Source organism: Micromonospora sp. RB23 (assembly GCF_053585025.1).
Genome location: NZ_CM132111.1, coordinates 1,091,758 through 1,114,326, shown reverse-complemented (window position 1 = coordinate 1,114,326; position 22,569 = coordinate 1,091,758). Strand labels below are relative to the sequence as shown.

The following is a 22,569-nucleotide window of genomic DNA, read 5'->3' as shown; positions in this document are numbered from 1 at the left end:
ACGGTAGCGGGTCCGCGCCCATCGCGCGCGGACCCGCCGGACCCGGCACCGACCGGGTGTCCCCCTCAGAACCGGGGCATGCCACCGAACTGGCGGTCGCCGGCGTCGCCGAGCCCGGGGACGATGAACATCTTGTCGTTGAGGCCCTCGTCGATCGAGGCGGTGACCAGGCGCAGCGGCAGGCCGGAACGCTCCAGCCGCTCGATGCCGACCGGCGCGGCGAGCACGCAGAGCACCGTGATGTCGGTGCAGCCCCGGTCGGCCAGCAGCCGACAGGAGTGCTCCAGCGAGCCGCCGGTGGCGAGCATCGGGTCGAGCACCAGCACCGGCAGGCCGGCCAGGTCCCGGGGCAGCGACTCCATGTAGGCGCGCGGCTCGTACGTCTCCTCGTCGCGGGCCAGGCCGACGAAGCCCATCGAGGACTCGGGCAGCAGGCCGAGCGCGGCGTCCGCCATGCCCAGGCCCGCCCGCAGCACCGGCACCAGCAACGGCGGGTTCGCCAGCCGGGTGCCCTCGGTGCCGGTGACCGGCGTCTGCACCGGGTACCGCTCGACGGGGAAGGTGCGCGCCGCCTCGTACACCAGCATGGTGGTCAGTTCGTGCAGCGCCGCCCGGAACGTCGAGGAATCGGTGCGCGCGTCCCGCATGGCGGTCAGCCGGGACTGGGCCAGCGGGTGGTCAATGACGTGTACGTCCACGATCGCTCAACCTACCGGTCCGGTCGGCGTGCCGGTGGGGGTGCGGGCGGACCGGCGACGTCGCTCACGCCGACGCCCACCGTGACCAAGATCACTCAGCCGTTCCGTGCGTAGACTTCTCGGCATGACGGCGACAACGACGTCGGCCCGGTCGGACCTCTCCGAGCTGGGACGATCCGAGACCGCTCTGCGGACCTTCCTGCACGGCCTGCCCGGCGTGGACCAGGTCGGCGCGGAGCAGCGGGCGGCACAGCTCGGCACCCGCTCCATCAAGACCACCGCCAAGGCCCAGGCGATCGACCTGGCGATCCGGATGGTCGACCTGACCACTCTCGAAGGGGCCGACACCCCCGGCAAGGTACGCGCGCTGGCCGCGAAGGCGCTGCGCCCGGACCCGGCCGACCCTTCGTGCCCGCACGTCGGCGCGGTCTGCGTCTACCCCGCGATGGTCCCGTACGTCGCCGAGGTGCTGCGCGGCAGCAAGGTGCACCTGGCCAGCGTGGCGACCGCCTTCCCGTCCGGCCAGGCGCCGCTGGAGATCAAGCTCGCCGACGTCCGGGCCGCCGTCGAGGCGGGCGCCGACGAGATCGACATGGTGATCAACCGGGGCGCGTTCCTGGCCGGGCGCTACAAGGAGGTCTACGACGAGATCGTGGCCACCAAGCAGGCGTGCGGGGACGCCCACCTGAAGGTCATCCTGGAGACCGGCGAGCTGGCCACCTACGACAACGTCCGCCGGGCCTCCTGGCTGGCCATGCTGGCCGGCGGCGACTTCATCAAGACGTCCACCGGCAAGGTTCCGGTCGCGGCGACGCTGCCGGTGACCCTGGTCATGCTGGAAGCCGTCCGCGACTTCCGCGCGGCGACCGGACGGCAGGTGGGCGTGAAGCCCGCCGGCGGCATCAAGACCACCAAGGACGCGATCAAGTACCTGGTGATGGTCAACGAGACCGTCGGCGCGGACTGGCTCGACCCGGACTGGTTCCGCTTCGGCGCGTCCAGCCTGCTCAACGACCTGCTGATGCAGCGCACCAAGCTGACGACCGGCACCTACTCCGGTCCCGACTACTTCACCCTGGACTGATAGCCGATGTTCGAATACGCCCCCGCCCCCGAGTCCCGCTCGGTGGTGGACCTCAAGCCCTCGTACGGGCTGTTCATCGACGGCGCGTTCGTCGACCCGACCAGCGGCGGCAGCTTCAAGTCGATCAACCCTGCCTCCGAGGAGGTGCTGGCCGAGGTCGCCGAGGCCGACGCCGAGGACGTGCAGCGTGCGGTCCGGGCCGCCCGTAAGGCGTACGACAAGGTCTGGGGTCCGATGTCCGGCCGCGACCGGGCGAAGTACCTGTTCCGGATCGCCCGGCTCATCCAGGAGCGCTCCCGCGAGCTGGCCGTCCTCGAGTCGCTGGACAACGGCAAGCCGATCAAGGAGTCCCGCGACGTCGACCTGCCGCTGGTCGCCGCGCACTTCTTCTACTACGCGGGCTGGGCCGACAAGCTGGAGCACGCCGGCTTCGGCGCGGACCCGCGGCCGATCGGGGTGGCCGCGCAGGTCATCCCGTGGAACTTCCCGCTGCTCATGCTGGCCTGGAAGATCGCCCCGGCCCTCGCCGCGGGCAACACGGTGGTGCTCAAGCCCGCCGAGACCACCCCGCTGACCGCGCTGCTGTTCGCCGAGATCTGCCAGCAGGCCGACCTACCGGCCGGCGTGGTCAACATCGTCACCGGCGCCGGCGACACCGGTCGCGCGCTTGTCGAGCACCCCGACGTGGACAAGGTCGCCTTCACCGGCTCCACCGAGGTGGGCCGCGCCATCGCCCGCTCGGTCGCCGGCACCCGCAAGAAGCTCACCCTGGAGCTGGGCGGCAAAGCCGCCAACATCGTCTTCGACGACGCGCCCATCGACCAGGCTGTCGAGGGCATCGTCAACGGCATCTTCTTCAACCAGGGGCACGTCTGCTGCGCCGGCTCGCGCCTCCTCGTCCAGGAGAACGTCGCCGACCGCGTGTTGGAGTCACTGAAGCGGCGGATGGCCCAGCTCCGCGTCGGCGACCCGCTGGACAAGAACACCGACGTCGGAGCCATCAACTCCGCCGCCCAGTTGGAGCGGATCCGCGAGCTGTCCGACGCCGGCTCCGCCGAAGGGGCCGAGCGCTGGTCGGCGCCGTGCGAGCTGCCCGACCGGGGCTTCTGGTTCGCGCCCACCATCTTCACGGGCGTCACCCAGGCACACCGCATCGCCCGCGAGGAGATCTTCGGGCCGGTGCTGTCGGTGCTCACCTTCCGCACGCCGGCCGAGGCCGTCGAGAAGGCCAACAACACGCCGTACGGGCTGTCGGCGGGAATCTGGACCGACAAGGGCTCCCGCATCCTGTGGATGGCCGACCGGCTGCGCGCCGGCGTGGTCTGGGCCAACACGTTCAACAAGTTCGACCCCACCTCGCCGTTCGGCGGCTACAAGGAGTCGGGCTACGGTCGCGAGGGCGGCCGGCACGGGCTGGAGGGGTACCTCAATGTCTGAGCGGGTCGCGGTACGCAAGACGTACAAGCTCTTCATCGGCGGGAAGTTCCCGCGCAGCGAGTCGGGACGGTCGTATCTCGTGCAGTCCTCGAATGTGTCACTGGCCTCCCGCAAGGACGCCCGGGACGCGGTGGTCGCCGCCCGCGCCGCCGTGAAGGGCTGGGCCGGCGCGACCGCGTACAACCGGGGTCAGATCCTCTACCGGGCCGCCGAGATGCTGGAGGGTCGCCGCGAGCAGTTCGTCGCCCTGGGCATCCCCGGCGACGAGGTCGACGCCGCCGTCGACCGGTGGGTCTGGTACGCCGGCTGGGCCGACAAGCTCGCCCAGGTGTACGGCGGCGCCAACCCGGTCGCCGGCCCCTACTTCAACATCTCCGCGCCCGAGCCGACCGGCGTGGTCGCGGTGGTCGCCCCGGAACGTCCGGCGCTGCTGGGCCTGGTCAGCGTGATCGCACCGGCGATCGTCACCGGTAACACGGTGGTCGTGGCGGCGTCGCCGTCCGAACCACTGGCGGCGGTGACGCTGGCCGAGGTGCTGGCGACGTCCGACCTGCCCGGCGGCGTGGTCAACATCCTCACCGGCGCCATCACCGAGACCGCGCCCACGTTGGCCTCGCACCTGGACGTCAACGCGATCGACCTGACCGGGGTGACCGACGCGTCGCTCGCCACCGAACTGGAGGTCAAGGCGGCCGAGAACCTCAAGCGGGTGCTCCGGCCGGCCCCGGCCGACCACGACTGGACCACCGATCCGGGCGTAACCCGGATGACGACGCTGCTGGAGACGAAGACGGTGTGGCATCCCAAGGGGGTGTGATCTCTTTGTTCCGGCCGCTTGGGTTTTCCGGGGGGAGCCCGCCCACTCCGGGCGGTCAGGCTTGATCCCTGCGTGGGCGGGCTCCCCCCGGAAAACCTGACGTGGGCCGGGTCCGTCGGGTGGGTCAGCTTGCGGGTACCGCCCGACGTCGGGTTTCCGGTCAGCGGGGCGATCGGGCGCACCCGCCGCCGCGACGGGTGCGGCCGGCTGCGGGGTCGTGATTTGCGCAACTTCAGGGATGGTGCTGCCTCCGAGGCGTTGGAGGCAGCAACATCCCTGTTCTTGTGCGGATCTTGCGCGGTGGGCGGCGGGCGGTGGCGGTGGGCGGGGCTGTGGCGTGGCTGCCGGGACGGGTGGGGGCTGATCTACTACCGGGGGTAGGATTGGGCTGTGACTCGGCTGGGCGATCTTGAGCGTGCGGTGATGGACGTGCTGTGGGACGTGGTCCCGGGCACGTCGGACGGTGTGACCGTGCGCGAGGTCGCCGACGCGCTCGACGGCCGCGAACTGGCGTACACGACGGTGATGACCGTTCTGGACCGGCTCGCCGGCAAGGGCATGGTGCAGCGGGAGCGTGAGGGCCGCGCCTGGCGGTACCGGCCGGCGGCCAGCCGCGAGGCGCACATCGCCCAGCTCATGCTCGACGCCCTCGACCTCGGCGGCAGCCGGGACGCCGCGCTGGTGCGCTTCGCCCGCTCGGTGACCGGCACCGAGGCCGAGGTGCTGCGGGCAGCCCTGGGCAGCGAGGCCGGACTGACCGGCAGCGACGCCGGGCTCACCGACCGGGTGGATCCGCCGGCGGGCCGACGGCCGGCCGACGAGGCAGCGGAGCGGTAGGCACGCCATGGCCTACGCCGTGCACTTCGCCGCCACGATGCTGGCCTGCTATCTGACCGCGCAGGTGCTGGCCCGCTCCACCTGGACGTGGCGCAGTCCCCGGGTGGCGATCGTCTGCTGGCAGGCAGTCGGGTTGGCGGTGGGCCTCTCCGCGATGGGGCTGCCGATGGCGCTCGGGCTGGCCGCGTACGACCGGCCCACCGGGAGCGCCCTGCTCGCCCTGGCCGACGACCTCGCCCACGGCACCCTGCCGGTAGGCGTGACGGCGCTGCACCTCGCCGGCGTCGGGGTGGGCTTCGGCATCGGGGCGGTGCTCGTCACCACGACCGTCCGCAGCATCCACGGCACCATCCGCGCCCAGCGCCGGCACCGGGACCTGCTCACACTCGTGGCCCGGGACGACCCGGCCGCCCCGGGGGCGCTCGTCCTGGACCATCCGAGCGCCGCCGCGTACTGCCTGCCCGGGGTGAAGCCGCAGGTGGTGGTCAGCGCGGGCACGCTGAGCCTGCTGGACCGGGCCGAGTTGGCCGCCGTGCTCTCGCACGAGCGCGCCCACGCTCACGAGCGGCACGACCTGGTGCTGCTGCCGTTCACCGCGCTCTGCCGGGCGCTGCCGTGGTTCGGCTGGGTCCGCGACGCGCACGAGCGGGTCGCCCTGCTGGTCGAGATGCGCGCCGACGACAAGGCCCGCGAGTTGCACGCCGAGGCGCCGTTGGCGGGCGCGCTGCGCCGCTTCGCGGCCGCCGGGCACCGGGTCACCCCGGCGGGCGCGTTGGGCCTGGGCGACCGCGATCTCGACGTACGCGTCCAGCGCCTGCTGGTCGCCGACCGCCCACCCCGCGCCCTGGGCGCCACGGCCCTGGCAGTAGCCACCACCCTGGTAGCCCTCCCGATAACCCTCTTCCTGACCTAACCCCCACCCCCGCGCCCCGCGCCTCCCGCCCCAAGTTCGCGCCGATCTTGCACTTCCTGTTGTTGATACGGGAGGTAATGCACCTTTTGTGACCGCAGAAAGTGCAAGATCGCGGGAGTTTGGGGGCCTGCGGTGATCTTGGGATCAGTGCGATCTTTATTACTACAGGGCGTAGTAGTATTAATATGTAGCTAGTCTACGTGTAGTGTTGCTATGGCAAGGGAGCCAACAGCTAGGAAAGAGTCGGCCATGGACACGCTGCTCCTCGCTCGCCTCCAGTTCGCCACCACCACGTCGATCCACTTCCTGTTCGTGGTCGTCACGCTCGGGCTGGTCACCCTGCTGGTCGGCATGCAGACCGCCTGGGTGCTCACCGGCAACCCGAAGTGGGAGCGGCTGACCCGGTTCTGGGGCCAGCTCTACGTGATCAATTACGTGCTCGGCATCGCCACCGGCATCGTGATGGAGTTCCAGTTCGGGCTGAACTGGAGCGGCCTGTCGCGCTACGTCGGCAACGTCTTCGGCGCGCCACTGGCAATCGAGACGCTTGTGGCGTTCTTCCTGGAGTCCACGTTCCTCGGGATGTGGATCTTCGGCTGGCACCGGCTCCGCAAGGGCGTCCACCTGGCGCTGCTCTGGGGCGTGGCGCTCACGGCGTACGCCTCAGCCTTCTGGAGCATGGTGGCGAACTCCTGGCTCCAACACCCGGTCGGGTACGAGGTCCGCGACGGCATCGCCCACCTCACCGACTTCGGGGCGCTGCTCACCAATCCCAGCCTCGGTATGGCGTTCGGGCACGTGGTCTCCGCCGCGCTCCTGGTCGGCGGGATGCTGATGGCGGCGGTCAGCGCGTGGCACCTGATCCGGCGTACGCCCGACTTCGCGCTCTTCCGCACCTCGCTGCGGATCGGCCTGGTCACGGCCGCGCTGGCGATCACCATGGTGCAGGGCTTCGGGTTCGCCCAGTTCGGGCCGGTCGGCGAGGTGCAGCCGACCAAGTTCTCCCAAGGGCCGGAGGCCCAGGCGTTGATCGCCGAGTGGACCACCCGGTTCGGCCCGGGCGACTACACCCCGCCGGCACTGGCCAGCGTCGGGCTCGGCTTCATGATCCTGATCGGGTTCACGCTCGGTTGCGTCTGGTTCCTGCTGCCGCTGCTCTTCCGGGACTGGATCATCCGGCTGCGCTTCCCGCTCTGGCTGATCCTGCTCGGCGCGCCGCTGCCGTTCGTCGCGGTGATCCTCGGCTGGATCGCCCGGGAGGTCGGCCGCCAGCCCTGGGTCGCGTACGGGCTGCTCCCGACCGAACAGGCGGTCTCCGGAGTCGGCGCACCGGTGATGCTCACCTCGCTGATCGGCTTCAGCCTGCTGCTGGGCACCCTCGCCGTCACCAACTGGGTGCTGCTCGCCCGGCACGCGGCCCGCGGCGCCGCCGACCCGGCTCTCGGTCGCCCGCCGGCGCCACCCACCGAACCGGCCCAGCCGGAACCCGTGCTCGCCTGAGGAGATCACCGTGGACCTCGCCTGGTACGCCCTGCTCGGCCTCTTCTTCGCCAGTTACCTGGTGCTCGCCGGCTACGACTACGGCGTCGGACTGCTGCTCGCCCGGGGCGGCGCTCCGGCCGGACGGCGGGCCACGCTCACCGCCCTCGGGCCGTTCTTCCTCGGCAACGAGGTCTGGCTGGTCGCCGCCGTGGGCATCCTGTTCGGCGCCTTCCCGGTGCTGGAGGGGGAACTGCTCGCCGGCTGCTACCCGGCGGTCGCCGGCGCGCTGGCCGGGGTCGTCCTGGTCACCGCCGGGGTGCAACTGCGCAGCCGACCGGGCGACGAGCGGATCCGCGCCCGCTGGGACCGCGTGATCGTGGTCGGCAGCGCGCTCGCCGCGCTCGGTTGGGGTGTGGTGCTGGCCGCGCTGTTGCAGGGCCTGCCCCGCCAAACCGACGGGCACGTCGCGGGGGTGTCGCACCTGGCCACCCCGTTCGCCGCCGCCACCGGGCTGGCCATGCTCGCACTGGTCGCGGTGCACGGTGCGACGTTCCTCACGCTGCGCCTGCCGGCCGACGCCGCCGCCGTGGCCGGGCGCACGGCCCGCCGGCTGGTGCCGGTGGCACTCTGCGCCGTCGGCCTGGCCACCGTCGCGGGCCTGCTCTCTTCGCGGGTACGCGACGCCGTCCAGCGACCGGCGGTGGCCGTACTCCTGCCGGTGTTGCTGGTGGTGGCGCTGCTGGCGGCCCGCACGGCGCTGGCGCGGCGGCGGCCGGGGTGGGCCCTGGTCGGCACCGGCGCGGCCCTGGCGCTGCCGGTGGCGCTTGTCGGCGCGGCCCTGTGGCCCTACGTGCTGGTGTCCACGGCGGACCCGGGCGTCTCGCTGACGGTGGCCGACGCCGCCGCCAGCGCACCGACGTTGCGCCTACTCGGCTGGGTGGCGCTGCCGCTCCTGCCGGCCCTACTAGGCTTCCAGGCGATGTGCTGGTGGGTTTTCCGGGGACGGACCGACGGTAGGGCACCGGTGTACTGGTGAACCGCCGTCCGTTCGACCCGCGTCTGCTGCGTCGGGTCCCCGCGGCCCGGCGCGATCTCGCCGTGCTCGCGCTCCTCGGCGTGGTCGCCGCCGCGTTGATCGTCGCGCAGGCCACCGCCCTGGCGGCGGTGCTGGCCACCGCCTTCGACGGGCGCCTGAACCGGCCGGCGCTGGCGGGTTTCGTGCTCGCCGTCGCCGCCCGTTCGGCACTGGTCTGGGCGCAGGGCACGGTGTCCGCGCGGGTCGCCGCCACGGTCAAGGCCACGCTGCGGGCCGACCTGCTCGGCGCGGTGGGTCGGCACGGGCCGGGCTGGGTGGCGGGGCAGCGGGCCGGCGAGCTGGCCACCCTCACCGGGCGCGGGTTGGACGCGCTGGACGCGTACTTCACCGGATACCTGCCGCAGTTGGTGCTCAGCGTGACGGTGCCGGTGGCGGTGCTGGCGCGGATCGTCCTCGCCGACTGGAGCTCGGCGCTGATCATCGCGTTGACGCTGCCGCTGATCCCGGTCTTCGGCGCGCTGCTGGGCTGGCAGGCGCAGGCCGCCACCGAGCGGCAGTGGCGGCGGCTCTCCCTGCTGGGCGGGCACTTCCTGGACATGGTCGCCGGGCTGCCGACGCTGCGGGCGTTCGGTCGGGCCCGGGCACAGACCGAGGTGGTACGCCGGATGGCCGACGGGCACCGGCTCGCCACCATGAAGACGTTGCGGATCGCGTTCCTCTCCGCGCTGGTGCTGGAGCTGGTCGCCACCCTCTCGGTGGCGCTGGTCGCGGTGCCGGTGGGCATCCGCCTGCTCGGCGGCGGTCTGGCCCTGCACACCGCGCTGCTGGTGCTGCTGCTCACCCCGGAGGCGTACCTGCCGCTGCGGGCGGCCGGCAGCCGCTTCCACGCCAGCATGGAGGGGCTCGCGGCGCTGGACGAGGCGCTCACCGTCTCCGCCGCGCCGGCCACCCCCCGCGCCGCCGAGGGCGCGGCCGTCCCCGACGGGCGCGGTGAGATCCACCTCGAGGCGGTGACCGTGGCGTACGAGCGGACCACCGCGCTGCGCGACGTGACCCTGACCATCCGGCCCGGCGAGCGGATCGCCGTCATCGGGCCCAGCGGGGCCGGCAAGAGCACCCTGCTCGGTCTGCTGCTCGGCTTCGTGACGCCGACCGCCGGCCGGGTCACCGTGGACGGGATCGACCTGGCCACCGCCGACCTGGACGCCTGGCGTCGACAACTCGCCTGGGTGCCGCAGCGCGCCCACCTGTTCGCCGCCTCGCTGACCGACAACATCCGGCTCGGCGCGCCGGACACCCGGCATGAGGCGGTCGCCGCCGCGGTGCGGGACGCGGCCCTGGACGACGTGGTCGCCGGCCTGCCCGACGGTCTGGACACGCTGCTCGGCGAGCGCGGCCACGGGCTGTCCAGTGGGCAGCGGCAGCGGGTGGCGCTGGCTCGGGCGTTCCTGCGGGACGCGCCGGTGGTGCTGCTCGACGAGCCCACCGCGCGGCTGGACTCGGCCAGTGAGGCGGTGGTGCTCGACGCCACCCGCCGGCTGGTCGCGGGCCGGACCGCGCTGCTGGTCGCGCATCGGCCGGCGCTGCTGGCCGACGCCGACCGCGTCCTGCGCGTCGAGGACGGGCGGGTCACCGAGCTGACGCCGGAGCCGACTCCGAAGGTGGCCCGATGAACACCGTGCCAGGGCCGGTGGACCCCGCGCCGAGCGCCGACGCGGCACCCGCCGAGCGTGCCGTACTGCGGCTGGCCCGCCCGTACCTGGGTCGCCTGGTCGGTGCCGGGCTGCTCGCCGCCGCCACCGAGTTCGCCGGCCTCGCACTGATGGCCACCGCGACGTGGCTGCTGATGAGCGCCGCCGGCCGACCGCCGCTGGACCGCCTCACGGTGGCGATCGTGGCGGTCCGGGCCCTCGCCATCAGCCGGGGTGTCTTCCGGTACGCCGAGCGGCTCGCCGGGCACGACGCGGTCCTGCGCATGATCACCGATGTGCGGGCCCGGGTCTTCGCCACCCTCGCGGCCCGTCGCGACGCCCAGCACCGCTCCGGGGACGTCCTGAGCCGACTCGTCTCCGACGTCGAGGCGGTCCAGGACCTGCTGCTGCGGGTCCTGGTGCCCGGCGCGGCGGCCGCCCTGGTCGGGGTGCTGGCGGTGGTCGGGGCGGTACTGATCTCGCCGCCGGCCGCCGGGGTACTCGCCCTCGGGCTGGTCGTCGCCGGTGTGGCGCTGCCCGCGCTGGCCACCGTGGTCACCCGACGCAGCGCGGCGGAGGTGGCGCCGCTGCGCGGCGCGCTGGCCACCGACGCCGTCGACCTCACCCACGGCGCCGCCGACCTGGCCGCGTTCGGGGCGGCCGACTCCGCGCTGCGCGCCGCCGAACAGCGGGCCGGCCGGCTGGCCCGCCTGGAACGCCGGTTGGCGGCCACCGGCTTCGCGGTGGACGCGGCCGGGGTGCTGGTCGCCGGGCTGACCGCCGCCGCCGTGGTGCTGGTCGCCCTGGCCTCCGACGTGCGGGGCGTCCTCGTCGGCGTGCTGGCCGTCGGCACCCTGGCCGCCGTGGAGGTGGCGCTGGCCCTGGTCTCGGCCGCCCGGCAGTGGACCCAGTTGCGGCCCGGCCTGACCCGGGTCGCCGCCCTCCTCGACGCCGCCCCGCCCGCCCACACGTCCCCCGGCGCCGGGGCCGCACCGTCCGGCCCGCACGACCTGCGCTTCGCCGAGGTGAGCGTGCGATACCGGGCGGGTGCCGCGCCCGCGCTGGACCGGGTGAGCGTGGACCTGCCCGCCGGCCGGCGCATCGCTGTCGTCGGCCCGAGTGGCGCCGGCAAGAGCACCCTCGCCGCCGTGCTGACCGGCGCGGTCCGCCCCGCCGCCGGCCACGTCACCCTGGCCGATCGGGACCTGTCCGCGTACGGCGAGGAGGAGTTGCCCCGGGTCGTCGGTGGACTGCTCGCCGAGGCGTACGTCTTCCACGCCACCGTCCGGGAGAACCTGCTGCTCGGCCGGGCCGGGGCGAGCGAGGCCGAGCTGACCGGGGCGATGACGGCCGCCGGCCTGCTGGACTGGGTCAACGCCCAGCCGGCCGGCTGGGACACCCTGGTCGGCGAGGAGGGTGGTCAACTCTCCGGCGGCCAGCGGCAGCGGCTCGCGCTCGCCCGGGCCCTGCTCGCCGCGCCGCCGGTGCTGGTGCTCGACGAGCCCACCGAGGGGCTGGATCCGGCCGCCGCGGACGCGGTGCTCGCGTCCGCCCTCGCCGCCACCCCGGCCGGGCACTCGGTCCTGCTGATCAGTCACCGGCTCAGTGGGCTGGAGGGCCTGGACGAGATCGTGGTCCTCGACGGCGGTCGGGTGATCCAACGCGGCCGGCACGTCGAGTTGGTCGCCACCCCTGGCTGGTACCGGGACCAGTGGCTTCTTCAGGCGGCGGCGGAGCGTGGGTACCTGGCGCTGGCGCCCTGAGGTGTTTCGGGGACGGACCAGGGTTCTCCCCGACGTGGACGCCGTCGTGCCCGTGGCAGGGTAGTGCCATGCGGCATGCGGAGGACTTCCTGGTCGAGGAGCACCTGCGGGTGCTGGAGTCCCGGTTGCAGGGCCCGGCACGGTTGAAGTCCGAGCTGTTGACCGAGGCGCGTCACGACCTGCTGGACGCCGTCGACGCGTACCGCGAAAGGGGTGTGCCGCCCACGGAGGCGCAGCGCCGGGCGGTGGCCGAGTTCGGCGCGCCGGCGCAGGTGTTGCCCTCCTGGCAGGCGGAGCTGGCGGTGGCCGCCCTGCGCGGCCTCTCCCTGCGGATGCTGGCCGTGGCCGGGGTGGCGGTGGTGGCCGGTGATCTCACCTGGCGGGGGGCGAGTTGGAGCGCGGGCCCGCAGCCGCCCGCTGCCTACCGGCTGCTGTCCGCCTCGGTCGACTGGATCTGGCTCGGTGGGCTGCTGCTCGCGGTGACCGGCCTGCTGGTGGTCTGGGCGGGCGCACGGTCGTCACGACCCCACCTGGCGGTGGCGCAGCGGGCGGTGGGCATCGCCCTGACCGGCACGCTCGTGCTCGGCATGGTGGCCGGTGGCGCTCTCTTCGCGTGGTCGGTCGACCTGTGGGAGGCGGCGCTGACGTGGCCGCCGATGATCGTCGGCATGGTGGTGGCCGGCGCGGCGTACTTCTCGCTGACCCGAGCGGCGCGCGGTTGGGTACGGGCGATCGCCCGCTGACCAGGTCGCCGCTCAGGCGGGGGTGACGGGTGGGCTGCCCGGGTCGAGGAACCGGCCGACCGTCGCCGAGAACTCCTGCCACCCGGCCCGCTCCCCGGCCAGCGCGCGGCGGCCGGAGTCGGTGAGCTGGTACGTCCGCCGCTCCCGCCCGTTGACGGTGCTCCAGGTGCTGGCCACGTGCCCGGCGCGCTCCAGCCTGCGCAGCGCCGGATAGATCGTGCCGGTGGGCAGGTCGAGGCTGCCGGCGCTGCGGCTCCGGAGCGACTCGATGATGGCGTAGCCGTGCAGCGCGCCCTGTTCGAGGACGGCGAGGAGAAGGGCGTCGAGGTGACCGTGCAGCGACTGGGCCTTCATGTGTAGCTACGCTACTTGTCCGAACGCCGGTCCGCCACCGTCGCGCACCCGCAGGTACGGGACGTTGCTCGGCCGGCCACCGGGGTGCGGGCTCCGGGCTTCCCGAGTCGCCGACTAGGGTATGTGCCCAGAGTCACTCGCCGGGCGGAGACCCCGGCGGGTGGGCAACCCGAAGCACACGGAGGTCAGCGTGGCCCGCCAGTCGCCCCAACGGCCCGACGCCGACGAGCCCGAGCTCGACGACACCACCGGCCCGGCCGAGCCAGACGAAGCCGACGAGGCCGACGACACCCCCCGCGCGGCGGTCGACAGGTCGCTCTGGGAAGAGCTGCGGATCGACCCGGTGGAGATCGCCCTGCCCGCCGGCACCGGCTTCACCCTTCGCGCGTACCGGCCGGCCGGCTCGCTGACCCCGACCGACGTCACCGAGCGCGACCAGGACGACCCGTTCCTCGCCCGCCGCCAGGTCATCGAGGAGGAGGACGACGAGACCGTCGTCATCCTCGACGAGGAGCTGGCCGAGGAGTTCGCCGACGCCGACGAGGAGGAGAAGCCCTCCCGCCGTCGCCGCGACGGCGACGCGGACGCGGATGCCGACGCGGACGAAGACGAGGACGAGGACGCCACCGACGAGGCGGACGACGAGGAAGTGCCCGTCTTCCTCAGCCACCGGGGCAAGCTGCTGCTGTTCAAGACCCCCGAGTCGCTGGTGAGTTTCGTCCGTTCCGGCGCGCCCAACGACCTGTCCCAACTGGACAGCTGGAATGAATTGTCCGAACGGGTGGAGCCGGCCGACATCGTGCCGCTCGACGAGGACACGTACGAACTCGACCTCGTCGTGGAGAACCTGCGGGGCGGTCACGACACCTGGGATTCGACCCTGCTGATCGAGGCCGGCGAGGTCGCCCGCGACCTGTCGTACGCGTTGCGCCTGCCTGCGGTCCTGGACATGCTCTCCGCCGGTTCCAGCCTGGACGACCTGGACGAGGCGCTCCGCGCCACGGCCAACGGCGGCATCGGCGCCTTCATGGGCCGGCGACGGCTGAAGAAGATCGGGGCACAGACCGCGAGTTTGGGTTGGCGCACCATTGTCGGCAAGATCTCTGCGGTGGTGGACTGGCGCGACTGACCCGTACCGGGGAGCATCAGTTGCTGGCAGTAGGAAGACCTGTCCCGGGAGGAGGACGACGCCGTGGCGCTCGTGCGCGTGTACTGCGGTCTGGCCTCGGCGGATCCGGCTGACCGACCGGCCTCGGCCGGTTCGACGCTGACGTCCGCTGTGGTCGACGACGCAGGCCGTCTGCTGCATGTCTGCGAGATCGGCGACGACGCGGCTGGCTACGCCCAGCTCGTCGCCCTGCTCGTGGAGCGGTCGGGCGGGCCGAGCGGTGCGGCCATCGCCGCCGACAGCGACGACCACACGGTCACCTCGCTGTTGAGCGCGGCGGGTCGGCCCCTGGCGATCGCCGACGACGACTCGGTGGACGACTTCGCCGAGCGCTTCGCCGACGACGACTCGCTGGAGGAGATGCAGTCGCCCCCGGCCGAGCGCCGGGCGGTCGGTCTGGCCCGCGCGTTGCAGGCCGGCGCTCTCTCCGCCGTCACACTGCCGGCGCCCCGGGACCTCGCCGGCTACAAGCAGGTGCTCGCCGCCCACGCCGCCCTGGCCAGCGGCCGACACTCCGCCGCCGTGGCGCTGCGCGAGGTGCTGCGGGAGCTGTACCCGGCGGCGCTGCGCGCGTACCCGGACCCGGCCGAACCGGTCTCGCTGGCCGTGCTGGACGCGCTGCCCGAGCCGGGCATGCTCGGCGGCACCATCGCCCGCGGCCGCGAGGTCTCCGTCGCCGCGGACGCCATCGCCGCGCACCTCGCGGCGGACGGGGTCGCCGACGCCGAGGAGATCAACGAAGCGGTCACCGCGTTGCGTGTCGCCATCTCGGAGACGCCACGTCGCGCCGCCGTCAACCGGGCGCTCACCTCCGCCGTGGCCGAGACGGTCCGGCAGGCCGTCGCCTCCGTACGGGCCTGCGACGCCGGCTGCGAGGCGCTGGTGAGCGCGCTGAGCGCCCGCGTCAGCACCCCCGCGCCGGCCCCCGGCCGCCGGGCCGCCGCCCGACGCGGCGAAGCGGTCGGCGAGCTGACCGGCCTCGGGAGCGCCAGCACCGGCACCGGCCTGCGCTCCGTCCGACCGACCCCGACCCCCGCCGAGCCCACGCCCGTCGGCGGCCGACGCAGCAGGCCGGAGCCCGCGCCGGGCAGCGCGCCTCTGGCGTCGCCCCGGCCACTCGGCCCGCCGCCGGTCGCACCCGCCCCGGTCACCCCACCACCGGTCGCGCCCGCGCCGGTCGCGCCTGCCGCCATGGCCGGCCCGCCGGTGTCCGCGCCGCCCGGCCGTGCCGAGCCGGCCCCGAGCCGCATCGACGGTCCGACGAACCGCCCGGTCTCGTCGCCCCCGCCACCGCCGCCGGGGATCACCCCGATCGCGCCGGCCCAGCGGGGCGCGGTGCCGCCAGCCGAGGCGGGCGAGCCGTTCCGGCCGACGCTGACCACCGCCGCCATCAACAGCGCGCGTGCCGAGCGGCAGCGTACGGTCATCCCGCCCCGCCCGAAGACCAACGGCGAGCGGCAGAGCCCCCAGCAACGTCCGTCGGTCCAGGACCCACCCACCGGTGGCTTCAGCGTCACCGACCTCAGCATCCCGGTGCCCGCTCCCCGGCCGGAGCAGGAGTCCGCACCGCCCGGGTCCCGAGCCAACTGGCCTCTGGTCAACAACCCGGAGGACCCGGCCGACAGCTCACCGAACAACCCGGTCGCCTACCCGTACGGCGGCAACCGCGGCGTCGAGGCCCCGACGGACCCGGGTCGGGCCGACGGGCGGGTCACGCCGCCCTGGCTGGCCGACGACCTGCCCCAGGAGCCTCCCATGCTGCGGCTGGTCGAGCCGCCGCCGCTGGCCGACCGGGCGCTGCGGGAAGGGCTCAACCCGCCCTCGGGCGAGTCCCGTCTGGACACTCCGCCGCTGCGGCTGGTCGACCGCGAGCAGGCCACCCGCAACGGCCGTCCCGCGCCGCTCGTCGAGCGGGCCGCCGAGCACCGGCCGCCACCCCCGGTCGAGCACCGGCCTCCGCCGGTCGCCGACGAGGGTGACGGAGACCTGCTGATCTTCGCGCAGGCCAAGTCCGCCTGGTTCGTGGGCCACGGCGAGGACGAGTCCGATCTGGACTGGTCGACCACTGCCGACACCGGATGGCAGGCCGCCGAGCAGGCCGCCCGCCCCGCGGTCGGCGCCGAGACCAACGCCGGTCTGCCGAAGCGCGTTCCGCAGGCCAACCTGGTGCCGGGTTCCCCGCTGCGCGAGGAGCGCCCACTGCGGATAGTGCGCGACGCGGCGAGCCTCGCGGAGAACACCACGGGCTACTTCCGTGGCTGGCGTCGCGGCCAGGAGATCGGTGGGTTCGCGGTGGGCGGCCGTCCGGGTCGCGAGGCCGCCGGTGGTTGGGACTTCAGCCGCGATCACGGCGACCGCGACGACGACCGCGAGTACGAGTACCGTTCCGCCGGCTACCAGTCCTGAGCGCCTCTGTAGCGTCCGTTCCTCCTTCCGCCCCCTGCCGCCCCTCCGGCTGGGGGCGGAAGTGCGTTCAGGAGCCAACTCGGCGGGCCGCACCGTCACCGCGGCACTGCCCGGGGCGCAAAAAATCCTGGAAGGGCCCTGCGAGGCCGATCCAGGATCTTTTGGTCGCGTGTGGTGGGCAGCATCGCCCGCCCGGTGGGGCCGGAACCACCACCGGGCGCGGGACCCTACCGGTCAGGCAGGGGCGACGGCGCGGGTACGACGCATGGTGAGCACGTACTCGACGAGCGAGATCAGCACGTGCTTCGTCGATTCCCGGTTACGGGCGTCACAGGCCACCACCGGCACGTCGCTCGAGATCGCCAAGGCGTCCCGGACGTCCTGCGGGTCGTGGTACTGCATCCCGTCGAAGCAGTTGATGGCCACCAGGTACGGCAGCCGCCGGTGCTCGAAGAAATCGATCGCCGCGAAGCAGTCGGCCAGCCGGCGGGTGTCCACCAGCACGACCGCACCGATCGCACCCCGCACCAGTTCGTCCCACATGAACCAGAATCGGGTCTGACCCGGCGTACCGAACAGGTACAGGATCAGGTCACGGTCGATCGAGATCCGGCCGAAGTCCATGGCCACCGTGGTCGTCGTCTTGCCCGGCACCTGCCGGGTGTCGTCGACGCCCACGCCGGCCGAGGTCATGATGGCCTCGGTGGTCAGCGGCGTGATCTCCGAGACCGAGCCGACCAGCGTCGTCTTACCGACGCCGAATCCACCGGCGATAACGATCTTCGCCGACGTCACGCGCCCACTCGGGGTCGGTGGGCGGTGCGACATGTCAGAGCCTGCGAAGTCCACTCAGCACCCTCTCCAGCAGTTCAGTGCCCACCGCGTCGTCGGAGTCGTCCAGGATGGTCGGCTCGTGGACCGCGACCAGGCCGTCCGTCGCCATGTCGGCGATGAGCACCCGGGCCACACCGAGCGGCAGCTGCATCCGCGCCGCAATCTCGGCGAGCGATTGCACGCGTCCGTCACACAGCGCGGCAATGTACTGGTGTTCGCGACCTTGGCCTCCGCTGCCATTGGCAGTGGCCCGGCCGCGCACCGTCGTCTCGACGAGCGCCTCCAGCGCGATGTCGAGCCGGGGACGGGTTCGACCACGGGTCACGGCGTATGGACGGACCAACGCTCCGGTCGGTTCGTCACGATCGGCCATGTCGCCGCTCACCTCCTTCGCACCCCGTACCGGCTCCCACCGGTGGAACTCGTCGTTCTTGTCGTATCAGTTGCGCCGACCGCACGATCGGCGAGACGTCAGCCCAGCATGCCCGCGGCCGCGCGCGGCTGCGGGGTCAGGGCGTCGCCCACCCGGTCGACCAGTAGCGCCATCTCGTAGCCGACCTGCCCGACGTCGGAGCTGCGGGCCGCCAACACGGCGAAGGACGAACCATCCGAGATGGACATCAGGAACAGGAAGCCATTGTCCATCTCCACGACGGTCTGCAGCACCGCGCCTCCCTCGAAGCAGCGGGCCGCTCCCTGGGTCAGGCTGACCAGACCGGACGCGATCGCGGCGAGCTGGTCTGCCCGGTCCCGCGGCAGGTCCCGTGACGACGCGAGGAGCAGGCCGTCCGCCGAGACGGCGACCGCGTGTGCGACACCCGGCACCCGATCGGCGAAGTTGGCCAGCAGCCAACCAAGATCCTGCGTAGTTGTCATCCTTCTTGCTCCTTCTGCCCGCTCCCGGCCGCTGGGCCTGAGCCAGACTGCGAGGATTGCTGCCCTCCCGGAGTCTCCTCCGGGCTGGTCGGGTTGTCCGAGGTGCTACGCCCTCGCTGCACGCCCCGATGGTAGGCGGAGAGCAGGCCACGGACCGCCTCCGGGGAGCGTCGCTGGACCGAGGTGGCGGGCTTCTCCACCGCGCCCGGCACCAGCTGCGCCATCGGCTTGCGCTTGGGCAGGCCGGTCGTGGTGGTCTCGTTCACCGGCGCCGCGCTGGCCGCTGCCGAGGCGGCACGCCAGCCGTCGTCGGCGGCGGTCTGCCAGCCGTTGCTCTGCGATTGGGGCCGGCGGTTCGGCAGGCTCTCGGCGAGGTCGGGGCGTACGCCGCCGTTCGCTGTCGACCCGTTGTCCCGCGGCGCTCCTCCGGCCGTCGGAGTGTCTGCCATCGGTGTGTTACCTGTCGTTCCGGGTGGTGTCTTGGTTGCCCGACCGGTGGCATCGACCGCAGCGAACTGCTGGGTCGCGTCGCCGCCGCCGCCGTTCGTCGACGGCGCGTTGCCGGCCTCCTCCGGACCCGGACGGCGGGTACGGAACCAGGCGGACTCGAGCTCCCGGAAGATCGGCAGCTCCATGGTCTCGTCGGCGTACCGCTGGCGGTTCTGGGCCTGCGGCTGCTGCGGCGCCGGACGGGCCGACGACGTCTGGGCCGGCGTCGGAGCCTGCCGGGCGGTGACCGGCGACGCCTGCGGCGCGGGAGCCGGCGGCTGGGCCGCGGTGGTCGGCTGTTCGCCGGGGCGCGGTACCCGGGGCAGCTCCGTCGTCATGTCCAGGGCGGCGGCGAGCCGCTCGGGCACCGGCGGGGTCTGCGTCTCCCGCTCGCCGCCGGGTACCGGCGGCCAGGCCGGCGGCGCCGGGGTGCTGGGCGCCGGGGCGGGCGGGGCGGACCGGGGGGTGAAGCCGCTGAACGACTGGCCGGAGACCGGCGGCGCCGAGTACGGCTGACCGGAGGCCGGGGAGGCCGAGACGGGCGACGCGGACACCGGCGGACCGGCGTACGGCTGACCCGAGGCGGGCGCGGCGGACACGGGCGGACTGCCGTACGGCGCACCCGAGTAGGGCTGGCCGGAGTACGGCTGGCCGGACGCCGGCGAGGCGGAGACCGGCGCGCCGGAGTAGGGCTGGGCGGAGACCGGCGGAGCGGAGTACGGCTGCGCCTCCGGGCTGCTGGGCAACTGCCGGGGGATGCCCGGCTGCTGGCCGCCGTTCGGCTCGTCGCCGGCCCGGCGCTGCGGCAGCGGGTCGATGGACTGCCCGTTGGCCGTGCGGGGGGTGAACCCGTCGCCGCCGTTGACGCCGTTCGTCGCGCTCGCGCTCGCGCCGGTCAGGTCGGACCAGGCGGGCATCGAGCGGTACCCGCCGGTGTTGGCGGGCGTGCCGGAACCGTTGCGCGAAGCCGGGTCGAACGGCCGACCGCCGAGGGTGACCTGGTTGCCGGACTCGCCGGGGCGCGACCCGTTGCCCAGCGCGGGCAGCGCGCCGAGGACCGGCGACGGCGCGGCGGACTGCGGACCGGCGGCGGGCAGAGCCGGCGGCTGCTGGACCCGGCCGGAGAGCGCCCGGGGCACCAGCACCGAGGTGGGCATCGTCACGTCGGCGACCGTGCCGCGGTCGGACCCGGGACGCAGCTCGACGCGTACGCCGTGGCGCGACGCCAGGCGGGCGACCACGACCAGGCCCATCATCCGGGAGACGGCCACGTCCACCTGGGGCGGCGTAGCGAGCTTGTCGTTGAGTTCGTGCAGCTGCTCGCGGCTGATGCCGATGCCGCGGTCCTCCACGTAGAGCGAGGCGCGGTCACCGACCCGGCGGGCCTCGACCATGACCTGCGAGTCCGGAGGGGAGAACGCGGTGGCGTTGTCGAACAGCTCGGCGACGAGGTGCACGAGGTCGTTGACCGCGTGCGCGGCGACCTCGATGTCCCGGTCGATGACACCGAACTCGATGCGGGTGTAGTGCTCGACCTCGGACTGCGCGGCGCGCAGCACGTCGATGAGCGCCGCCGGTTCGCGCTGCACACGGGTGGAGTCGGCACCCGCGAGAACGAGCAGGTTCTCGTCGTTGCGCCGCATCCGGGTGGCCAGGTGGTCGAGCTGGAACAGCTCGGCCAGCCGGTCCGGGTCCTCCTCGCCGCGCTCCAACCGGTCGAGGTGACCGATGAGGCGGTCGACCAGGATCTGGGAACGACGGGCGAGGTTGACGAACATGGTCGCGACGGAGGCGCGCAGCGCCGCCTGCTCGGCGGCCGTGCGGACGGCTTCCAGGTGGACCGCGTTGAACGCCTCGGTCACCTGACCGAACTCGTCCTTGCTGCGGACCGGCAGCGGCTCGGCGATCTGGTTCGCCAGCTGCACCGGGGAGAGCTGCCCGACGACCTGCGGGTCGCGTAGTCGGGCCACCGCCTGCGGCAGACCGTACTGGGCGACGGAGAGGGCGCCCTGGCGCAGCTCGCGCAGGGACCGGGCCATCGAGCGGGCGACCAGGTACGCGAAGAGGATGGCCAGCAGCAGCATGCTGAGCAGCAGGCCGGTCTCCAGGAACACCTGGCGCTGGACGTCCGACCGGAGGTTGTCGGCCTCGGCGACCACGTCACCGTCGAGCTTCGTCTCCACGGCGCGGATCAGCTTGGCGTTGGCCGTCATGGCCGACTCCCACTGGTCCGGGCCGAACGGGGCGCCGCGCATGTCGCCGGTGGTGTTGCCGTCGATCCAGCCGATGTAGTTCTGCGCCTCGCGCCGGTCACCGCCGGCGACCGTCTGGTCGTGGAACTTCGCCTCGTCCGGGCTGGCCACCGCCTTGAAGCTCTGCAGCGCCTGCTGCTGGCCGGTGCCGCTGGCGATGTAGTCGGTGCGCAGCGCGGGGGTGAGCCGCTGCCCACCCTGCACGCCGAGCGCGCGGTGCACGACGACCCGTCGGAGGGAGAGGAACTCCTTCTCCCGGGCGACCGCCGCCGCGGCCCGCATCTTGTCGCTCAGCTCGTTGTTACCGGCGAGCTGGGTGGCCGAGTCCCGGATGGCGAGCAGGTCGTTGATCAGACCCTCGTACGCCTGGACGGCCTCGGCGAGCTTGAGCTTGCCGTTGAACACCTGGCTGCGAACGCCCGGCAGGTCCTTGAGGCTCTGGTCGATGCCGCCGAGCAGGCCCTCGAGGCTGCCCGGCAGGTCCTCCACGTCGCCCCGCTGCTGCCGGTAGGGGGTCATTGTCTGGTCGACCCGGGTGTTCGCCCGGTTGTAGGCCTCCTGGTACTGCGCCTTCGGCTGCGTCCCGGTCGCCTGCAGCAGCAGCACGGCGGAGGTCCGCTCGTCCTGGAGCTTGTCGACCAGGTCACCCGAATAGCTCGACAGATTGGCCAGGTCGCCGGCCCGGTTGGCATTGTTGAGCGTCTCCAGGTGGTCGACGAGACCACTGGTGCCCACAACGACCGTGGCGATGGTCGGCACGATCATGATGAGACCGAGCTTGGACCAGATCGGCATGTCCCGGAGTCGGCTGGCCGGCCGGCGCAGCCGCGACAGGAAGGAGCCCGCCGTCTTTGGCCGTTTGCTCACGTCACCGCCCTCGCGATTACAGCTTGAACGCGTTGCCCCGGGCAACGCCCAGCGACCGACCCGGCGGGTCGGACCCCCGAGATTCCATCACGACGCTCGGCAAGAAGAAAGCCCAGGTTGTCACCCGCCGAAGGTGTGATGAGATGTTGATGCGATTTGATAGCAGTCCGTCTGGCCGGAGTAACTGAAGGTAATGGATCATCCCCACCGCGTTGTCCTGCTCGCCGGCCCCTCAGGCTCCGGAAAGTCGTACATAGCGCAGCAAACTGGTCTACCTGTGCTGTGCCTTGACGACTTCTACAAAGACGGCGATGACCCTACGTTGCCGCGACGAAACGGCCAGGTCGATTGGGAATCACCGCAGTCCTGGGACGCCTTGACGGCCGTCGAAACGATTGCGCAACTGGCCCGCGAGGGCCGTGCCGATGTGCCGGTTTATGCGATCGGCGCGGATCGACGGGTAGCCACCCGGCCATTTGATGTCGACGGATCGCCACTTTTCGTGGCCGAAGGGATTTTCGCCGCCGAGATCGTCGAGGAGTGCCGCCGTCGCGGGCTGCTCGCCGGGGCGTACGCGCTGCGCCGTCCACGCGGAGCGACGTTCCTGCGCCGGCTGGCCCGGGACCTGTCCGAGCAGCGCAAGGCGCCCCGGGTGCTGGTCCGGCGCGGCGTGGCCCTGCTGCGGGCCGAACCCGAGGTGCTCCGCCGCCAGACGGGGTTGGGCGCCGAGGCGGCCCGGGCCCGGGAGGTGCTGCGCCGGGTGGCCGGCCTGCTCGCCGGCCACCACACCCACCACCGGCAGGACCACCCGCGGGGCTGACG

The 22,569-nt window shown here is 73.1% G+C and carries 19 protein-coding genes; 13 read left to right on the top strand and 6 right to left on the bottom strand.

Annotated features, from left to right (window positions below; translation table 11 throughout):
• Positions 1–65: 65 nt before the first annotated feature.
• Positions 66–698 carry a uracil phosphoribosyltransferase gene (gene upp, locus ACTFTM_RS05190; protein ID WP_357130340.1) on the bottom strand — a complete coding sequence of 211 codons (633 nt, stop codon included), beginning with the start codon at positions 696–698 and terminating at the stop codon, positions 66–68.
• A gap of 124 nt (positions 699–822) precedes the next feature.
• On the opposite strand from upp, the gene deoC reads away from it, so the two are divergent.
• From deoC to ACTFTM_RS05140, 10 genes are all read left to right on the top strand, one after another.
• The gene (gene deoC, locus ACTFTM_RS05185) at positions 823–1,782 is read left to right on the top strand and encodes a deoxyribose-phosphate aldolase (protein WP_449564717.1); all 960 of its coding nucleotides are present in this window, start codon (positions 823–825) and stop codon (positions 1,780–1,782) included.
• A 6-nt stretch (positions 1,783–1,788) separates the two neighbouring features.
• A complete protein-coding gene (locus ACTFTM_RS05180; RefSeq protein ID WP_449564716.1) occupies positions 1,789–3,219 on the top strand; it encodes an aldehyde dehydrogenase family protein in 1,431 nt (476 codons plus the stop codon).
• On the top strand, positions 3,212–4,036 hold the full coding sequence (locus ACTFTM_RS05175) for an aldehyde dehydrogenase family protein (RefSeq protein WP_449564715.1): 825 nt from the start codon (positions 3,212–3,214) through the stop codon (positions 4,034–4,036). Before ACTFTM_RS05180 ends, ACTFTM_RS05175 begins: the two co-directional genes overlap by 8 nt.
• A gap of 390 nt (positions 4,037–4,426) precedes the next feature.
• Complete coding sequence (locus ACTFTM_RS05170; protein WP_449564714.1) at positions 4,427–4,873, top strand: BlaI/MecI/CopY family transcriptional regulator; 447 nt, start codon at positions 4,427–4,429, stop codon at positions 4,871–4,873.
• A gap of 7 nt (positions 4,874–4,880) precedes the next feature.
• Positions 4,881–5,786, top strand: a complete 906-nt coding sequence (locus ACTFTM_RS05165; protein ID WP_449564713.1) for a M56 family metallopeptidase — start codon at positions 4,881–4,883, stop codon at positions 5,784–5,786.
• 249 nt (positions 5,787–6,035) lie between these two features.
• Positions 6,036–7,286: a cytochrome ubiquinol oxidase subunit I gene (locus ACTFTM_RS05160; protein WP_449564712.1), complete on the top strand. Its 1,251-nt coding sequence runs from the start codon at positions 6,036–6,038 to the stop codon at positions 7,284–7,286.
• A gap of 10 nt (positions 7,287–7,296) precedes the next feature.
• Positions 7,297–8,304 carry a cytochrome d ubiquinol oxidase subunit II gene (locus ACTFTM_RS05155; RefSeq protein WP_449564711.1) on the top strand — a complete coding sequence of 336 codons (1,008 nt, stop codon included), beginning with the start codon at positions 7,297–7,299 and terminating at the stop codon, positions 8,302–8,304.
• Positions 8,301–9,977 (top strand): thiol reductant ABC exporter subunit CydD, encoded by a 1,677-nt coding sequence (cydD, locus tag ACTFTM_RS05150; RefSeq protein ID WP_449564710.1) that lies wholly within the window; start codon positions 8,301–8,303, stop codon positions 9,975–9,977. Before ACTFTM_RS05155 ends, cydD begins: the two co-directional genes overlap by 4 nt.
• Positions 9,974–11,758: a thiol reductant ABC exporter subunit CydC gene (gene cydC, locus ACTFTM_RS05145; RefSeq protein ID WP_449564709.1), complete on the top strand. Its 1,785-nt coding sequence runs from the start codon at positions 9,974–9,976 to the stop codon at positions 11,756–11,758. The genes cydD and cydC overlap by 4 nt, the downstream gene beginning before the upstream one ends.
• 68 nt (positions 11,759–11,826) lie before the next feature.
• Positions 11,827–12,501, top strand: a complete 675-nt coding sequence (locus ACTFTM_RS05140; protein WP_449564708.1) for a permease prefix domain 1-containing protein — start codon at positions 11,827–11,829, stop codon at positions 12,499–12,501.
• 12 nt (positions 12,502–12,513) lie between these two features.
• On the opposite strand, the gene ACTFTM_RS05135 is transcribed toward ACTFTM_RS05140, so the two are convergent.
• Positions 12,514–12,855 carry a PadR family transcriptional regulator gene (locus ACTFTM_RS05135; protein WP_449564707.1) on the bottom strand — a complete coding sequence of 114 codons (342 nt, stop codon included), beginning with the start codon at positions 12,853–12,855 and terminating at the stop codon, positions 12,514–12,516.
• Between the two features lie 160 nt (positions 12,856–13,015).
• Here ACTFTM_RS05135 and ACTFTM_RS05130 point away from each other — a divergent pair, with 160 nt between their 5' ends.
• Both ACTFTM_RS05130 and ACTFTM_RS05125 read left to right on the top strand, forming a co-directional pair.
• Positions 13,016–13,984: a DNA primase gene (locus tag ACTFTM_RS05130; protein ID WP_449564706.1), complete on the top strand. Its 969-nt coding sequence runs from the start codon at positions 13,016–13,018 to the stop codon at positions 13,982–13,984.
• A gap of 39 nt (positions 13,985–14,023) precedes the next feature.
• A complete protein-coding gene (locus tag ACTFTM_RS05125) occupies positions 14,024–16,429 on the top strand; it encodes a transposase (RefSeq protein ID WP_449566544.1) in 2,406 nt (801 codons plus the stop codon).
• A 234-nt stretch (positions 16,430–16,663) separates the two neighbouring features.
• On the opposite strand, the gene ACTFTM_RS05120 is transcribed toward ACTFTM_RS05125, so the two are convergent.
• The 4 genes from ACTFTM_RS05120 to ACTFTM_RS05105 form a co-directional block, all read right to left on the bottom strand.
• Positions 16,664–17,257, bottom strand: coding sequence for a GTP-binding protein (locus ACTFTM_RS05120; protein ID WP_334628720.1), 594 nt, complete (start codon positions 17,255–17,257; stop codon positions 16,664–16,666).
• Position 17,258: 1 nt separating this feature from the next.
• Complete coding sequence (locus ACTFTM_RS05115) at positions 17,259–17,636, bottom strand: DUF742 domain-containing protein (protein WP_357130437.1); 378 nt, start codon at positions 17,634–17,636, stop codon at positions 17,259–17,261.
• A 98-nt stretch (positions 17,637–17,734) separates the two neighbouring features.
• Entirely contained in the window at positions 17,735–18,139 is a 405-nt protein-coding gene (locus tag ACTFTM_RS05110; protein WP_007455462.1) for a roadblock/LC7 domain-containing protein, read from the bottom strand.
• Positions 18,136–21,747, bottom strand: coding sequence for a nitrate- and nitrite sensing domain-containing protein (locus tag ACTFTM_RS05105; protein ID WP_449564705.1), 3,612 nt, complete (start codon positions 21,745–21,747; stop codon positions 18,136–18,138). The genes ACTFTM_RS05110 and ACTFTM_RS05105 overlap by 4 nt, the downstream gene beginning before the upstream one ends.
• Positions 21,748–22,249: 502 nt before the next feature.
• Between ACTFTM_RS05105 and ACTFTM_RS05100 the strand changes: the two genes are divergently transcribed.
• Positions 22,250–22,567: a hypothetical protein gene (locus ACTFTM_RS05100; RefSeq protein ID WP_449564704.1), complete on the top strand. Its 318-nt coding sequence runs from the start codon at positions 22,250–22,252 to the stop codon at positions 22,565–22,567.
• The last annotated feature ends 2 nt before the right edge of the window (positions 22,568–22,569 follow it).

Bases quoted from the DNA above. Each gene is read 5' to 3' on its own strand.
- ACTFTM_RS05110 (WP_007455462.1), bottom strand. From the start codon at position 18,139: ATGACAACTACGCAGGATCTTGGTTGGCTGCTGGCCAACTTCGCCGAT.
- ACTFTM_RS05175 (WP_449564715.1), top strand. From the start codon at position 3,212: ATGTCTGAGCGGGTCGCGGTACGCAAGACGTACAAGCTCTTCATCGGC.
- ACTFTM_RS05120 (WP_334628720.1), bottom strand. From the start codon at position 17,257: ATGTCGCACCGCCCACCGACCCCGAGTGGGCGCGTGACGTCGGCGAAG.
- ACTFTM_RS05135 (WP_449564707.1), bottom strand. From the start codon at position 12,855: ATGAAGGCCCAGTCGCTGCACGGTCACCTCGACGCCCTTCTCCTCGCC.
- ACTFTM_RS05160 (WP_449564712.1), top strand. From the start codon at position 6,036: ATGGACACGCTGCTCCTCGCTCGCCTCCAGTTCGCCACCACCACGTCG.
- ACTFTM_RS05165 (WP_449564713.1), top strand. From the start codon at position 4,881: ATGGCCTACGCCGTGCACTTCGCCGCCACGATGCTGGCCTGCTATCTG.
- ACTFTM_RS05140 (WP_449564708.1), top strand. From the start codon at position 11,827: ATGCGGCATGCGGAGGACTTCCTGGTCGAGGAGCACCTGCGGGTGCTG.
- deoC (WP_449564717.1), top strand. From the start codon at position 823: ATGACGGCGACAACGACGTCGGCCCGGTCGGACCTCTCCGAGCTGGGA.
- ACTFTM_RS05180 (WP_449564716.1), top strand. From the start codon at position 1,789: ATGTTCGAATACGCCCCCGCCCCCGAGTCCCGCTCGGTGGTGGACCTC.
- ACTFTM_RS05115 (WP_357130437.1), bottom strand. From the start codon at position 17,636: ATGGCCGATCGTGACGAACCGACCGGAGCGTTGGTCCGTCCATACGCC.
- cydC (WP_449564709.1), top strand. From the start codon at position 9,974: ATGAACACCGTGCCAGGGCCGGTGGACCCCGCGCCGAGCGCCGACGCG.